We start from the raw sequence: 14,187 nt of genomic DNA, 5'->3' as shown, positions 1-14,187 counted from the left end.
GTCGCCCGCAATTTCCATTGAAATCGAACCTTCGATTTCAATGGAAATTGCGGTCAGAGCGGGAGCGGGAGTTCGCCGCCGGTGGCGGCGGCGAGGGCATCGCGCATGGCCTCGCGGGGTGCCGGGCGCCCGGTGAACTGCTCGACCTGCCCGAAGGCCTGGTGCAGCAGCATGTCCAGCCCGGTGGCGATCCGCCCGCCGGCCGCGGTGACCGCGGCGGCCAGCGGCGTCGGCCACGGGTGGTAGACGACGTCCAGCACGCACGCGGCCTTCGCCAGCTCCGCCGCTTGCGCGTCCAACGCCCCTGCCGGGAGCGTCGACACCACGACGTCCGCCGCTGCCGCGGCGTCCGCGAGCGCGACGCGGTCCAGCCGCTCCACGCGCACCCGCAGCCCGACCCGCTCCGCGGTCTCGGCCGCGTCGCGCGCTCGCGCGGGCTCGCGCACCGCGAGCGTCGCTTCGCTCAGCCCGAGCTCCGCGAGCGCGGCCAGGGCCGCGGCGGCGGTGCCGCCGGCTCCCAGGACCAGCCCGCTGTGGCCGGTGGTGAATCCGCCCGCGCTGCGCAGCGCCCCGACGACTCCGTCGACGTCGGTGCAGTCCGCGGCCCAGCTGCCGTCGGGCCGGTGCACCAGGGTGTTCGCCGCTCCGACCGCCGCCGCCCGCTCGCTGACCTCGCTCGCGACGCCCAGCGCCGCTCGCTTGCCGGGCATGGTCACCGACAGCCCGGCCCACTCGGGGCCGAGCCCGGCGACGAACTCGACGAGCCGGTCGGCGTCGGCCTCCACTCGCTCGTAGGTCCAGTCGTCCAGGCCGAGCGCGGCGTAGGCGGCGCCGTGCAGCACCGGGGACAGCGAGTGCTCGATCGGTGAACCGAGCACCGCTGCCCGCCGCGGCTCAGAACGCGCCACGGGCCCGCGCCTCGTCGATGTAGGCCTCGTGCTCCTGCGGCGTGTTGGCGAAGCAGGAGGTGCCGTCCGGGTAGCACTTGACGAAGTACTTCCAGGTGCCGTCGGCGGGCGTTTCCGCTGCCTGGACCGCTTCCTTGCTGACCGCCGAGATCGGCGTCGGCGGCAGGCCGTAGTTCTTGTACGTGTTGTACGCGCCCGGCAGTTCCCGGTCCTCCGGCCTGGTCAGCAGCGACGGCTTGTCCAGCGGGTAGTTGATCGTGGAGTCCAGCCCGAGGTGCATCGCGGGCGGCGCGAGCCGGTTGTGGATCACCCGCGAGATCTGCCCGAAGTCCTTGGTGATGCCTTCGCTCTGCACCAGCGACGCGATCTTGAGCAGCTCGTACGGGCTGTAGCGGCTGCCCTCGGCGGCCTTCGGCAGTCCGGCGACCTCGAGCGCCGCCGCGGACCGGGTGACCACGTCGCGCAGCACGTTCTCCGCGGTCTCGCCGGGCTTCACGTCGTAGAGGCCGGGCATGATCAGGCCTTCCAGACGCCGCTTCGGCTCGGCCTTGGAGGCGTCGGCGATCGCCCACTGCGGCACGCCGAGCGACGCCAGGTCGGCGGTCGCGGCGACCCGGTGCATCTCCTCGGAGGTGATGCAGTTGGGGTTGGCCCCGGCGCAGGTGGCTTCGGCGAGCTTGGTCAGGACACCCGGCGTGTGGCCGTTGTCGGGCGCCAGCTGGTCCTCCAGCCGCATGCCGGCGCGGATGTCCACCCGGCCGACCTTCGCCGCCGGCGACAGGATGTGCGCCACGGCGGCCTCGCCGGACATCTTGTTGCGCATCAGGTAGTAGCCCGGCTGGATGCTGTTGATCTGCCGGTTGGGCTCGGCGGCCTTGGTGAACGCCTTGGTGCTGGCCACCACGTCCTTCTCGGCGAGGTTGCGGCCGATGGCGCTGACCGTCTCCCCGGCCTTGATCTCGATGACGACGTCACCGGCGCCTTCGCCCGCGTAGTCCTCGTAGGAGCCGATCTGCATCAGCTGACTGGTGGCGTACAGCACGCCGAAACCGACCAGCACCAGCACGAACAGGCTGGCCAACGCGGTCACCAGGCGGCGCCGCTTGCGACGGCGGAACCGTTCCGGGTCGGGGGCGCGTCGCTGCCGCTCGTCGGGCTCGTCCGCGAACAATCCGAGATCGTCGGTCACGAAAGGTCCTCTCGTGTCTTCCCCCGACTGTCCAGGAACGCCTGCAAGATCTCCACCGCGGCCGCCTGGTCGACCACGGCTCGCTGCTTCTTCCCCCGCACCCCGCGTTGCGACAGCATCCGGCTGGCCGTCACGGTGGTCAGCCGCTCGTCGGCGAACCGCACCGGCACCGGCGCGATCCGCTCCGCGAGCGCCGCCCCGTAGGACTGCGCCGTCTCCGCCGCGGTTCCGTGCCGGCCTGCCAGCGTCTTGGGCAGGCCGACCACGACTTCCACCACCTCGTGTTCGGCGACGAGCTCGGCCAGCTGCGCGAGATCGGTGTCGCCGTCGGCATCCCGCCGCAGGGTGACCAGCGGGGTCGCCAGCATCGGGGCGGGGTCGCTGAGCGCGACACCGACCCGGACCGCACCCACGTCGACGCCGAGCCGACGTCCCGGTCCGGGGTCCGCCTGCCGGTGTTCGGTCACCCGCCAGCCACCACCTGGTCCAGGGCCGTGCGCAGCGCCGCGATCGCCGCGGTGATGCCGGCGGGGTTCGTGCCGCCGCCCTGCGCCATGTCCGGCTTGCCGCCGCCGCGCCCGCCGACCTCGGCCGCGAAGCCGGGCACCAGCTTGCCCGCCGCGATGCCCTTGTCCCGCGCGGCGTCGTTGGCGCCGACCACGAAGCTGACCTTGCCCTCTTCGGCGGAGAACAGCGCCACCACGGACGGGCGGGAGCCGAGCCGGCCGCGGATCTCACCGGCCAGCGCGCGCAGCGCGTTGCCGTCCACGCCGTCCGGCACCTGCTCGGCCACCAGCGTCACGCCGTGCACGTCGGTGCCCTTGTCGGCGAGCTCGCCCGCGGACTGCAGGACCTGCGCGATGCGCAGCTGGTGCAGCTCCTTCTCCGCGCTGCGCAGCCGGGACACCACGCCCTGGATGCGCTCCGGCAGCTCGTCGGCCGGCACCTTGAACTGCTCGGCGAGCTGGCTGACCAGCAGGTGCTCCTTGCTGATGTGGCGCATCGCGTCCATGCCGACCAGCGCTTCGACGCGGTGCACGCCGGAACCCACGGAGGAGTCGGCGACCAGCTTGACCACGCCGAGGCGGGCGATGCTCGGCACGTGGGTACCGCCGCACAGCTCGCGGGAGTAGTCGCCCATGTCGACGACGCGGACCTGGTCGCCGTACTTCTCGCCGAACAGCGCGACGGCACCGAGCTCCATGGCCCGGTCCATCGTCGTGGTGTAGGCCTGCACCTCGACGTCGCTCTGCAGGTAGTCGTTGACCTCTTCCTCAACCCCGGTGAGGACGGCGGTCGACACCGCGGACGGGGCGGTGAAGTCGAAGCGCATCCGGCCGGGCGAGTTCAGCGAACCGGCCTGCGCGGCGCGCTTGCCGTAGGCGCTGCGCACCGCCGCGTGCACGAGGTGGGTGGCGGAGTGCGACCGCTCGATCGCGTGGCGCCGCGCGACGTCGACGGCGGCCTCCAGCGCGGTGTCCACGCCGAGCTCGCCCTCGACGACCTTGGCGCGGTGCACGAACAGGCCCGGGACCGCGCGCTGCACGTCGTGCACCTCGACGGCCACACCGGGACCGACCAACCGGCCGGTGTCGGCGATCTGGCCACCGCCCTCGGCGTAGAACGGGGTGCGGTCCAGGACCAGCTCGACCTCGGTGCCCGCGGCGGCGGACTTCGCCGGCTGCCCGTCGACCAGCAGGCCCAGCACCCGGCTGTGCGACTGCAGGTCGGTGTAGCCGATGAACTCGGTGGTGCCGTGCTGGTCCAGCAGCGTCCGGTAGGTGGACAGGTCGCCGTGGCCGGTCTTGCGCGCCTTGGCGTCCTCCTTGGCCCGGCGGCGCTGCTCGGCCATCAGGTTCCGGAAGCCCTGCTCGTCGACGGTCAGGCCCTGCTCGGAGGCCATCTCCAGCGTCAGGTCGATCGGGAAGCCGTAGGTGTCGTGCAGCTGGAAGGCCTGCTCACCGGCCAGCTGCTTGCCGCCGGCCTTCTTGGTCTCGGCCACCGCGACGTCGAAGATCTTCGAGCCCGCCGTCAGGGTGGTCAGGAAGGCGTCTTCCTCGTTGCGCATCACCGAGTCGATGCGGTCGAACTCGGTGACCAGCTCGGGGTAGCTCGGCGCCATCGCGTCGCGCACGACCTTGCTGAACTCGCCGAGCACCGGCTCCTGCACGCCCAGCAGGCGGGTGGAGCGGATGATCCGGCGCAGCAACCGCCGCAGCACGTAGCCGCGGGCCTCGTTGCCGGGGGTGACGCCGTCGCCGACCAGCATCACGCCGGAGCGGGCGTGGTCGGCGATGACGCGGAACCGCACGTCGTCCTCGTGGTTCGCGCCGTAGCGACGGCCGGAGAGCTCCTCGGCCTTGGCGATCACCGGGCGGACCAGGTCGGTCTCGTAGACGTTCTCCACGCCCTGCAGCAGGCACGCCACCCGCTCGACGCCCATGCCGGTGTCGATGTTCTTGGTCGGCAGCGTGCCGATCGGCGGGTGCCCCAGCTTCGGCGACTGCTCACCCCTGATGTCCTGCATGAACACCAGGTTCCAGATCTCGATGTAGCGGTCCTCGTCGGCGACCGGGCCGCCCTCGCGGCCGTACTTCGGGCCGCGGTCGTAGTAGATCTCCGAGCACGGGCCGCCGGGACCGGGCACGCCCATGTCCCAGTAGTTGTCCTTGCCGTCGCGGGTCTGGATCCGCTCGGCGGGCACGCCGGCGACCTTCTGCCACAGCTGGGCCGCCTCGTCGTCCTTCTCGTAGACGGTCACCCACAGCCGCTCCGGGTCGAAGCCGTAGCCGCCGTCGGCCTGGGACTTGGTGAGCAGCTCCCAGGCGTACCCCATGGCGCCTTCTTTGAAGTAATCGCCGAAGGAGAAGTTGCCCGCCATCTGGAAGAACGTGTTGTGCCGGGTCGTCTTGCCGACCTCGTCGATGTCGCCGGTGCGCACGCACTTCTGGATGCTGGTGGCCCGCGGGTACGGGGCCGGCGCCTCACCCAGGAAGTAGGGCTTGAACTGCACCATCCCGGCGTTGACGAACAGCAGCGTCGGGTCGTCCAGGATCAGCGACGCGCTGGGCACCACGGTGTGGCCGCGGCCGCGGAAGTGCTCGGTGAACCGGTTGTTGATCTCGTGGGTCTGCACGGTGGGTCCTCGGAACTCGGGTGACGGAGTCGGCTTGGGGTACCGGCGGACGGCTGGCGGCGCTTCGGCGCCGGCGTCAGCGGCCCGCCCGGCGAGCTCGCCGGCCGCCGGCCGCGCCCTCGTCGGCGATCGGGGCGTCGATCCGGCGGAACTGCACCGTGTCGACGACGCTGCCGCGCTCGACGACGTCGTGCAGCTCCTGCTCCCGCTCCTGCATTCCCGCGCGCACCTCGGCGCCGAACGAGCCGACGGCTCCGGCCAGCTCCCGGACCGCGCCGCCCAGCTGCTCGGCCATGCCGCTCGGAGTCGCCTTGCGGGCGGTCTCGTTGAGCTTGCGCGCCACCGCGACCCCGGCCGCGACGCCGGCGCCGAACCAGAACAGGCGCCTCACTTGCGCCCCCCTTTGCCCTTGCGGCGGAAGTGCCGGCCGGCGGGCTCCTGCCGCCGCTTCCGGCGGGCCCGCAGCGCCTTGCTGACCCCGTAGGAGAACGCCGCCGTCTTCACCAACGGGCCACCCAGTGTAGCCGTGAACAGCGAAGACAACGCCGAGACGTTGCCGCTGATCGTCTTGGCGTTGGCGGTGATCCCGTCGACGCGCTCCAACTGGGTGTTGACGTGCGTGATGGTCGAGTTCGCCCCGGTGAACAGCGGATCGGAGTTCTCGTGCGCCTTGCGGATCGCGATGGTCGCCTCGTCCAGCGTGCGGCCGAGCTTGATCAGCGGGATCGCCAGCAGCACGACCAGCAGCACGAACGCTCCGGCGGCGATCAGCGCGGCGATCTGCGTGGGCGTCACGTGCCCTCCCGTATGTCCACGTCATTCGGTGGGACCGAGCTCCCGGCCCGGTCCGTTGATCGTGCGTCAGGTTACCGGCCCCGATCCTCACTCCCGCACCCGGTCGGCCCGGCCCGCCGACGGGCACCGCCGGGCGCCGCGCCCACCGGACCGGGGCTCCGATCGGCGAACGAGCGGCGCCCTTCACCAAACAATTTGGCGAAGGGCGCACATCTCGAACCGATCGTGTTACGAGCGGACCGGGTTGAGCGGTTCCCGGCCGGTGAGGACCGCGGCGGCGTTGCGGGCGGCGAGCTCGGCCATCGCGGTTCGCGTCTCGGTGGTCGCCGATCCCAGGTGCGGCACCACCACGACGTTGTCGAGGTCGAGCAGCGCGGGCTCCACCTCGGGCTCGCGCTCGAAGACGTCGAGGGCCGCGCCGCCGATCCGCTGCTCGTGGAGGGCCTTCGCCAGCGCGCCCTCGTCGACCACCGGGCCGCGACTGGTGTTGATCAGGAACGCGGTCGGCTTCATGGCCGCGAGCGCCGCATCGTCGATGAGGTGCCGGGTCTGCTCGGTCAGCGGGCAGTGCAGGGACACCACGTCGGCGGTGCGCAGCAGCTCGTCCTTGGTCAGGAAGCGGGCGTCGAGTTCGGCCTCCACGTCCGCGGCGACACGACGCCGGCCGGTGTAGGCGATGTCCATCCCGAACGCGCGGGCCCGCCGGGCCACGGCCTGCCCGATGTCGCCGAGCCCGACGATGCCGAGCGTCTTGCCCTGCAACCCGGCGCCGAGCATGAAGCCGAGGTGGAAGGTCCACGGCCGGCGCGACCGCAGCAACCGTTCGCCCTCGCCGAGCCGCCGGGTCGCCATCAGCAGCAGCCCGATGGTCAGGTCGGCGGTCGCGTCGACGAGCACGCCGGGCGTGTTGGTGACGGTGACGCCGCGCCCGGTCACGGCCGGGACGTCGACGTTGTCGTAGCCGACCGCCACGTTGGCGACCACTTCCAGCTGCGGGCCGGCGGCCTCGACCAGCTCGGCGTCGACCCGGTCGTGCAGCATCGTGACGATCGCGTGCGCGCCGCGCACCGCCTCGCGCAGCTCGGGCGCGGTCAGCGGCCGGTCCTGCGGGCAGACGTGCACTTCGCCGACCTCACGCAGCACGTCCAGTGCGGACTCCGGAACAACCCGGCTGACCACGATCCGCTTGTCCACAACGACCTCCTCGCGACGAGAACCCCGCCGGAATCTACCTGCCGCCCCGCCCCGGGCTCACCGGTCGACCACCACCATCCCCACGGTCCCCGCTCGCAGTTTCAATTGAAACCGCGGACTCCACGGCGTGGGCCAGGTGTCCAGCGGGCCGAGGTTCGGTCGAAACCGCGAGCCGCGGGCTCAGTCCTCGCCGCGGATGATGCTGCGGAGCTTCGGGACCCGGTCGCTGAGCGTGCGCTCCGCGCCGCGGCCGGTCGGCTGGTAGTAGTCGCGGCCCACCAGCTCGCGGGGCGGGTACTGCTGGGCGAGCACGCCTTCCGGCTTGCTGTGCGGGTACTGGTAGCCCTTGGCGTTGCCGAGCTTCTCCGCCCCGGCGTAATGCCCGTCGCGCAGGTGCGGCGGCACCGGGCCGGCCTTGCCCGCCCGGACGTCGCCCAGCGCCTCGTCGATCGCCATGATCACCGCGTTCGACTTCGGCGCGGTGGCGAGGTGGATCGTGGCCTGCGCCAACGCGATCCGCCCCTCGGGCATCCCGATGAACTGCACCGCGTGCGCCGCCGCGACGGCGGCCTGCAGCGCGGTCGGGTCGGCCATGCCGATGTCCTCGCTGGCGTGCACGACGAGCCGGCGGGCGATGAACCGCGGGTCCTCCCCCGCCTCCACCATCCGGGCCAGGTAGTGCAGCGCGGCGTCCACATCGGACCCGCGGATGGACTTGATGAACGCGCTCGCCACGTCGTAGTGCTGGTCGCCGCCCCGGTCGTAGAGCACCGCGGCGCGGTTCACGGTGGCCTCGACCGTCGCCAGGTCGATCGCGTCCGCGCCGGTCGAGCTCGCCGACTCCGCCGCCGCTTCGAGCGCGGTCAGCGCCCGCCGCGCGTCGCCACCGGCAAGCGCGACCAAGTGCGCCTCGGCGTCCTCTTCCAGGCGCAAGGCCCCGCCCAGGCCGCGCTCCTCGCCGACCGCTCGGCGAAGCAGCGTCCGGATGTCGTCTTCCTCCAGGCTGCGCAGCTGCAGCACCAGCGACCGCGACAGCAGCGGCGCCACCACGGAGAAGTGGGGATTCTCCGTGGTGGCCGCCACCAGCAGCACGGTGCGGTCCTCGACCGCGCCCAGCAGCGCGTCCTGCTGGGTCTTGGAAAACCGGTGCACCTCGTCGATGAAGAGCACCGTCGCCTCGCCCGAGCGGCCGAGCCGACGACGCGCCTCCTCGATGACCGCACGCACCTCCTTGACGCCGGAGGACAGCGCGGAAAGCGCCGCGAACCGGCGGCCGGTGGCCAGCGAGACGAGGTTGGCGAGCGTGGTCTTGCCGGTGCCCGGCGGCCCGTAGAGCAGCACCGATGCCGGCGCCGCGCCTTCCACCAGGCGACGCAGCGGGGCCCCGGCCCCCAGCAGGTGCTGCTGGCCCACGACCTCGTCCAGCGAGCGGGGCCGCATCCGCACCGCCAACGGCGCGTTCTCGGCCAACTTCTCGCCCGCGCGCATCTCGGTGTCGGCGCCGAACAGCCCTTCGTCGAACAAGCCCTCGCTCACACCCCGACGCTACCGGGCACCACCGACCACTCCACCCGCCAGGAGGCGCGGCGCGATTCCCGTCGCCGGCTGCGCTCAGCCCACGCGGGCGGGGAGCGCCACCTCGACGGTGCAGTCGCCGCGGCGGCGCTGCGCCGCCCAGTGCTCGACGGCCTGGTGGCAAGCGCGGTCGAGGTGCCGGACCATCGTCAGGTCCAGGTGCACGTGCTTGCCCGTTGGCAGCTGTTCGAGGTGGTCCAGCAGCCGCGGCAGCCGCAGGAACGTCGCGTTGCCCCCCAGTTCGACCCGCACGTGCTCGTCGCCGTGCTCGGCGCGCACCGACAGCCGGGACACCTCGATCGCGGTCTTGACGATGGCGACCGCGAGTCCGGTCAGCGTGCCGATCAGCAGGTCCGTGGCCACGATCATGCCCGCGGTCAGCACCAGCACGAACGCCTCGGAGCGGTGCTCCCGAACCAGCGCGACGACCTGCCGCAGCTCCAGCAGCTTCCAGCCGGCCTGGATCAGCAGCGCCGCGAGCACCGCCGTCGGGATGAAGGCCAGCACGCCCGGCAGCAGCACCACGAACAGCAGCAGCCAGAACCCGTGCAGCACGCGGGAGAGCTTGGTCTTGGCGCCAGCCTGCACGTTCGTGGCGCTGCGCACGATCACCGCGGTCATCGGCAGCGCCCCGAGCAGACCGCAGAGCGCGTTGCCCGCGCCCTGCGCGACGAGCTCCTTGTTGTACTGGGTCTTCGGACCGTCGTGCATGCGGTCCACGGCGGCGGCGCTGAACAGGCTTTCCGCCGAGGCGATCAGCGCGAACGTCAGGATCGAGCCGAGCACGGCGGGCGTCATGAGCCCGCCCCAGGCCTCGGCGGTCGGCATGTTCAGCGCCGCGAGCAGCGAGCCGACCTCGACCTTGTGCACCGGCATCGCGAAGATCACCGCCAACGCGCTGGTGGCCACGACGGCGATCAGCGCGCCGGGCACGAGCCGCAGCCGCGCGGGCATCTTCTTCCAGCCGCTCATGATCCCCAGGGCCAGCACGGCGAGCACGAGGCCGCTGATGCCCTCCGCGGTGGTCGTCGCCGCGATCAGCAGGTCCGGGATCTCGGCGAACTTCGCCCAGGTGGACTCGGGCTGCGCGAGCCCGCCCACCGGGTAGATCTGGCCGAGGATGAGCACCAGCCCGATGCCGGCGAGCATCCCCTGCACCACCGACGGCGAGATGGCGCGGAACCAGGTGCCGAGCCTGCTCAGCCCGAGCACGATCTGCACGACGCCGGCGCCGAGCACGATCACGCCGAGCGCGGCCAGCCCGTGCTGGTCCACCGCCGAGGCCACCAGCACCGTCAGGCCCGCGGCGGGGCCGCTCACCTGCATCGTGCTGCCGGGCAGCAGACCGACCACGAGTCCACCGATGATGCCGGTGACGATGCCCAGTTCGGCGGGAACGCCGGAGGCGACGGCCACGCCGACGCACAGCGGCACCGCCACCAGGAACACCACCAGCGAGGCCCCCAGGTCGGCGCCGAAGGTGGCCTTCGGCCAGCGCGGCGCGCCGAGCCTCCGGCGCGCCGGGCGAGGCGTTTCGAGTCGAGATATCACGATGCCCTCCAGGGCAGGTCGAAATGCGGGAAACGGGTATCGCGCCGCGCACCTGGCGGTGCGGGCGTCGACCCGGTGGGCGGTGTTAGGGCCAGCTTTTGCAAGCGGGCGGCAGCCGCTTGCGGTGTGGGACTCAGCTCGCACCGCCGCGGGTTCTCAGGGGTCTTCTCGCGAGGACAGCCCCGACGTGGTGAATTGGCATTCATGAGTCGGGGATCCCACAGCGAGAAGGCGCCTGAGGTTCCGCCACCCGCACCGCCAAGCAGGCCGAGTTTGGAAACTGTCGTTAGAGCGGCAGGAAGTCGGTGGCTTCCGGCGTCTGCGGGCAGGCGAAGACGAGGCCGGTGTCGATCTCGTAGAACCAGCCGTGCAACCGCAGCTCGCCGGCGGCGATCCGGTCCTGGATGAACGGGTATTCGCGCAGCGTCTGCAGCTGCGCGTGGATGTGCCGCTTGCTCTCGGCGCGCACGCTCGGATCGTCCGGCTCGACGCCGCTCAGGCCGTCGGTGCCGAGCCAGCCCCGCAGCGCCGGCAGCTCTTCCAGGCCGCGCCCGGCCAGGGTCAACGCCGTCACGGCACCGCAGTGCGAGTGCCCGCAGACGATGATCTCCGGCACGCGCAGCTGCAGCACGGCGTACTCGATGGTGGCCATTTCGCTGGACGCCGAATCCGGCGCGTATTTCGGGACCACATTGCCCGCGGTCCGCAGTTCGAACAGATTGCCCGGTTCGGCACCGGTGATCTGCGATGGGACCACCCGCGAATCGGAGCAACCGATGAACAGCGCGGCCGGTTTCTGACCTGCGGCGAGCTGCTGGCGGCGGTCAGCGGAAAGCATGCCCGGGTGTCGCCGAGCGTGTCGCACGAAATGTTCGAAGCTCATTGTCGCCTCTCCTGGTCGTCGGCTCGGAATACGTCGCGAGCCGCCGATCAGTGGCGGATGACCTGGAGCGTGGCGGGAGAATGTTTGAGCTTGGCATATGCAGGGTGCGGTTTGCTCCCAGCATTTGGGAGTTGCTCGGCCGCTGCCTGATTTTCGAGGCGCGGGATGCCCTGCAAGCTGCGCGGCAACAGCGGGCGGCGGTCTTCCCGCCGTTCGAAGCTGCGGCGGTGCAGCGCGATTCCCGGCATCCGTTCGCGCAGCTTCTCGCTGTCCCGGTGCTCACTGGTCTCGGACTTCGTTTCCGCAGGTCCGGTGCGCAGTTGCGGGCCGGCTTCGGCGCTCAGCGGACCCAGCACGGCGAGCAGGACCGCGAAGAGCAGGAACAAGCCCGCCCTCGTGATCTGCCACGCCTTGCCGCGCACGAATGCCTCCTGTAATAGAGCAGCCGATCCCCATCCGGCGGCATCGACGGTAGCGGGGAGAAGTAGCGAAACGCTGAACTCAAGGTATCCGACAACAGCGGTGCACGCGCAAGTCGCAGATCCGGTGGAGTCGGCCGGGAAACAAATGAAGATGTTCTAATACAACTCGGTTCGACCTGGTAATTCACCCGTATGCCGGGTGGACAGGAGGCCCGTCACTGCGTTGCGTAAACGATGTTCACTACGCAAAGTACTCGAGATGTGACCAGAATTACCGCATCGAGTTAGCTTGAAACCTGAAATATATTCGCCCATGCAACGCGCCGGAAACAGGAAAGCTTAGCGGACCCGATAGTGGTAGGCGTGCGAGGGGATGAAACCCAGCGCTTCGTAGCACGACCGCGCTCCGGGATTGTCGTCCTCCACCTGGAGGAACAGCCGCGTCGCCCCCGCACCGGACGCCCACCGCGCGCCCGCGCGCAGGACCGCGCCTGCGACGCCGCGACGCCGCCAGTCGGGACTCGTGGCCATGCCGTAGATCCCGCACCAGTCCGACGAGACGGCGAACGTCCCGACTCCGATCGGGACGCCGTCGCGCAGCGCGATGGCGAACCGCACCGGCTGCGAGATGCGATCCAGGCTCGGCTCCGGCTTGCGGCCCACCACCTCGGCGGCGACGAGCCAGGACGGCCGCGGGCCGGGCTCCAGCCGCACCTCAAAGCCCTGCGGCGCGCCGAGCACCCGATCGCAGTCGGCGAACATGGCGGACGTGCGGCCGACCACGCGATAGCCCCGGCCGGCCAGGAACGCGTCCAGTTCGGCGTGCCGGTCCAGCGGACTGACCTGCACGATCGGCGCCGCCTCCCGCGCCGCGTAGAACTTCTCCACGCGTTCGATCGCAGCATCGGGATCGGGCACGACCTCCGGTGGCAGCGCCGAGTTCGAGCGCTTGCGGTTCAGCAGCCCGCAGTGCCGCAGCACCCAGCCATCTGCGTGCTCGACCGTCGAAGCGGGCCAGGTGGCGACGGCGGCCCGCTCGATCTCCGACTCGACGGAACTCACGCCACGCCTCCCGATGCATACCATGCAAAAACTCGTATATGCATCCAACCACGGGACGAGCGGGCCCTCAACGGCTTTCCGCCGGTGTGTCTACGCAGTGCGGAACGCCGGGTACGGCTGCAGGTGCAGCGCGCCGGCACCGAAGCGGTCCACCAGCGCGTCGATCACCCGGTCCGCGAACTCCGCGACGTCGGCCATGTCGGCCTTCTCCGCGTCCGAGCGCAGGTGCCGCCACCGGTCCACCAGCGCCGTGCTGCGGCGCGGCGAAGGCATGTGCAGGTCGATCGGCCGGTCGGTCTCGCCGGTCCGCGGCAGGAACCACCAGGTCGACACCCACACCCACAGCAGCTGGGCGTTGAACAGCCGGGGCATCAGCACCTCGTCGTCGTCCAGCTCCGGCCAGACCTCGACGATCTCCGAGCGCCACGTCGACAACATGCTCTCAGCCAGGTTGTCCGGCAGCGCGTACGAGCACCACGACGACGGGAACGGGTACTGCAGGTAGGCGGCGTCCATCGCGACATCGCGCACGCAGCCCCACTCGAAGTCCATGAACCGCACGCCGCTGCCCGTCACGAGGCTGTTGTCCGGGCAGATGTCCGACGGGCTGAACGACCGGTACCGGCTCGACTCCAGCAGTTCGGAGGCGCCGGTCAGCCGCTCGACCATGCGCGGCGGGGTGTCCACGCCGAGGGTCTGCGACAGCAGCTCCGGCAGCTCGCCCACCGATCGCGTGATGTCGTCGGCGACCGGATCGGTCCACGACCTCGCGCCCAGCCGGCGCATCAGCGCGTCGAAGTCCGCCTCGCACCCCGCCGTGGTGCTGTGCAGGCGGCCCAGCGCCCGCGCCCACGCCAGCAGCGCCCGCTCCGCCATCCGCGGATCGTCGGCGAACAGCACGTCGGCCAGGGTGGAGCCGCGGCCCAGGTCCTCCAGCACCAGCAGGCGTTCGGCGGCGTCGTGCGCGATGAGTTCGGGGCCGATCCGGGCCTCGGGCGGCAGCGCGGTGGTGAGCTGGCAGCTCGCCGCCTCGTGCGCGAACGGGTCGGACCGGGCTTCCTCCGGGCACTCGCCGTAGTGCTTGACCACGACGGTGCGGGGCAGCTCGAACGGCGATTCGGCGATCCGGACCCGCATCACGACGGAGCGGTCGCTGCCGCCGAGATCCTCCGCATCGGCAAGCCGGACAGTTGCTCCAGTCCGCTTGCTCAGCACGGCTTCCGCGGTCCCTACGGTATCGGTCGCCTCGGCGCTGACCGGGACGCGAACCTCCGGGGGACCGGTGGTGATCTCCACGCTCATCGTCTCCAGACACTACCCCCACAACATGAACCTGATAGGGCATTACCGGTCAAGTGACGCACAACCGGCCAACACCCGTAATCGCAGCGTGTTCACCTGGGCTCAACACGCTCCCACCCTCGACGATCCGCCGAACGTCAGTCGCCTCCCAGACGCTGACGGAACAAAGC

At 71.2% G+C, this 14,187-nt stretch carries 13 protein-coding genes; all 13 read right to left on the bottom strand.

The features are described 5' to 3' along the window. Nucleotides 1-53: 53 nt before the first annotated feature. Nucleotides 54-908 carry a shikimate dehydrogenase gene (locus AB0H93_RS34135; RefSeq protein WP_358578596.1) on the bottom strand — a complete coding sequence of 285 codons (855 nt, stop codon included), beginning with the start codon at nt 906-908 and terminating at the stop codon, nt 54-56. Then, nucleotides 895-2,097, bottom strand: a complete 1,203-nt coding sequence (gene mltG, locus AB0H93_RS34130; protein ID WP_358578594.1) for an endolytic transglycosylase MltG — start codon at nt 2,095-2,097, stop codon at nt 895-897. The genes AB0H93_RS34135 and mltG overlap by 14 nt, the downstream gene beginning before the upstream one ends. Then, on the bottom strand, nt 2,094-2,564 hold the full coding sequence (gene ruvX, locus AB0H93_RS34125) for a Holliday junction resolvase RuvX (RefSeq protein WP_132493843.1): 471 nt from the start codon (nt 2,562-2,564) through the stop codon (nt 2,094-2,096). Before ruvX ends, mltG begins: the two co-directional genes overlap by 4 nt. Beyond that, on the bottom strand, nt 2,561-5,233 hold the full coding sequence (alaS, locus tag AB0H93_RS34120) for an alanine--tRNA ligase (RefSeq protein ID WP_358578591.1): 2,673 nt from the start codon (nt 5,231-5,233) through the stop codon (nt 2,561-2,563). Before alaS ends, ruvX begins: the two co-directional genes overlap by 4 nt. Before the next feature lie 76 nt (nt 5,234-5,309). After that, nucleotides 5,310-5,624: a hypothetical protein gene (locus tag AB0H93_RS34115; protein WP_132493841.1), complete on the bottom strand. Its 315-nt coding sequence runs from the start codon at nt 5,622-5,624 to the stop codon at nt 5,310-5,312. Next, nucleotides 5,621-6,028: a DUF948 domain-containing protein gene (locus tag AB0H93_RS34110; RefSeq protein WP_010311092.1), complete on the bottom strand. Its 408-nt coding sequence runs from the start codon at nt 6,026-6,028 to the stop codon at nt 5,621-5,623. The genes AB0H93_RS34115 and AB0H93_RS34110 overlap by 4 nt, the downstream gene beginning before the upstream one ends. A 228-nt stretch (nt 6,029-6,256) precedes the next feature. Beyond that, a complete protein-coding gene (locus AB0H93_RS34105) occupies nt 6,257-7,222 on the bottom strand; it encodes a D-glycerate dehydrogenase (protein WP_358578589.1) in 966 nt (321 codons plus the stop codon). A 180-nt stretch (nt 7,223-7,402) separates the two neighbouring features. After that, nucleotides 7,403-8,710, bottom strand: coding sequence for a replication-associated recombination protein A (locus AB0H93_RS34100; protein WP_358578704.1), 1,308 nt, complete (start codon nt 8,708-8,710; stop codon nt 7,403-7,405). A 123-nt stretch (nt 8,711-8,833) separates the two neighbouring features. Then, nucleotides 8,834-10,348, bottom strand: coding sequence for a SulP family inorganic anion transporter (locus AB0H93_RS34095; RefSeq protein WP_358578587.1), 1,515 nt, complete (start codon nt 10,346-10,348; stop codon nt 8,834-8,836). A gap of 286 nt (nt 10,349-10,634) precedes the next feature. Then, nucleotides 10,635-11,231 (bottom strand): carbonic anhydrase, encoded by a 597-nt coding sequence (locus tag AB0H93_RS34090; protein ID WP_358578585.1) that lies wholly within the window; start codon nt 11,229-11,231, stop codon nt 10,635-10,637. A gap of 47 nt (nt 11,232-11,278) precedes the next feature. After that, on the bottom strand, nt 11,279-11,653 hold the full coding sequence (locus AB0H93_RS34085; protein ID WP_358578583.1) for a hypothetical protein: 375 nt from the start codon (nt 11,651-11,653) through the stop codon (nt 11,279-11,281). 339 nt (nt 11,654-11,992) lie between these two features. Beyond that, a complete protein-coding gene (locus AB0H93_RS34080) occupies nt 11,993-12,715 on the bottom strand; it encodes a GNAT family N-acetyltransferase (RefSeq protein WP_358578581.1) in 723 nt (240 codons plus the stop codon). A 90-nt stretch (nt 12,716-12,805) separates the two neighbouring features. Then, nucleotides 12,806-14,017, bottom strand: coding sequence for a hypothetical protein (locus AB0H93_RS34075; RefSeq protein WP_358578579.1), 1,212 nt, complete (start codon nt 14,015-14,017; stop codon nt 12,806-12,808). Between the last annotated feature and the right edge of the window lie 170 nt (nt 14,018-14,187).

It is taken from the genome of Saccharopolyspora sp. NPDC050642, assembly GCF_040654735.1.
Taxonomy (GTDB): domain Bacteria; phylum Actinomycetota; class Actinomycetes; order Mycobacteriales; family Pseudonocardiaceae; genus Saccharopolyspora; species Saccharopolyspora elongata.
The sequence above is the reverse complement of the archived record's forward strand: the minus strand, read 5'-3'. Positions and strand labels throughout refer to the sequence as shown.

Bases quoted from the DNA above. Each gene is read 5' to 3' on its own strand.
- AB0H93_RS34090 (WP_358578585.1), bottom strand. From the start codon at position 11,231: ATGAGCTTCGAACATTTCGTGCGACACGCTCGGCGACACCCGGGCATG.
- AB0H93_RS34075 (WP_358578579.1), bottom strand. From the start codon at position 14,017: ATGAGCGTGGAGATCACCACCGGTCCCCCGGAGGTTCGCGTCCCGGTC.
- AB0H93_RS34100 (WP_358578704.1), bottom strand. From the start codon at position 8,710: ATGCGCGCGGGCGAGAAGTTGGCCGAGAACGCGCCGTTGGCGGTGCGG.